Raw genomic sequence first — 692 nt, 5'->3', positions numbered from 1 at the left:
TATGGACAAGCTCGGAAAGCTTCGTGGCCTGATCGCCTATGCCACGCTGAGCGAGTACTCGAGCAACATGTCGCTTGCCACGGACGAAGGGCGAACGGCCGTCCAGCCATCCAGAGTTCGAAACGAGGACGGAAGCTTCGTCCCGGCGATCCGGCACTTCAACTGGCGTATCGTCTTTCGTCCGAGAATCGTCTTTTACGCGGTCGCCTGGGGGTCGGTCGGCGTGGCCATGCTCGTCCACCTCGCCTTTCGCGAGCGCCTCGAACTCAACGTCGTTCACGACCGAAACCCCCAATATGTTCTGGAAAGCGACGGCTCTCTCCGGAATGGCTACACGCTTCGTATCCTGAATATGGTGCCGACGCCGCGTGACGTGAACATAAGCCTTGTCGGGCTGGAGGGGGCGACGATGCGTATTCCCGAGTTCGGCAAGGAAGACGCTCGCAGCTTTACAGTCCATGCCGAACCCGACGCGGCCACGACGCTCAAGGTCTTCGTGACACGCAAGCCCACCGGGGCCGCAATCAATGAGTTTCTGTTCGTTCTCGAAGATACGGACCATGCCGACCGGGCAACCTACCGTGCGGCGTTCAACGCACCGGGAGACATCAAATGAGAGCCTCCGCTCAAGGTTTTACAGGCCTGCACATGCTGCTCGCGACCTCGGCATTCTTTGCCGTGGTGATCGCGGT

At 60.0% G+C, this 692-nt stretch carries 1 protein-coding gene and 1 pseudogene; both read left to right on the top strand.

Annotated features, from left to right (window positions below; all coding sequences use genetic code 11):
- Window positions 1–616, top strand: a 616-nt coding sequence (locus EFB14_RS32750; protein WP_281015483.1) for a FixG Ig-like domain-containing protein, incomplete at its 5' end; no start/stop codon positions are given.
- Window positions 613–692: pseudogene (locus EFB14_RS32745) on the top strand (FixH family protein); the annotation flags it as partial. The gene EFB14_RS32750 and the pseudogene EFB14_RS32745, both read left to right, overlap by 4 nt.

Source organism: Rhizobium fabae (genome assembly GCF_003985135.1).
In the GTDB taxonomy this organism is placed as follows: domain Bacteria; phylum Pseudomonadota; class Alphaproteobacteria; order Rhizobiales; family Rhizobiaceae; genus Rhizobium; species Rhizobium pisi.
This window is presented reverse-complemented; position numbering and strand designations above follow the sequence as displayed.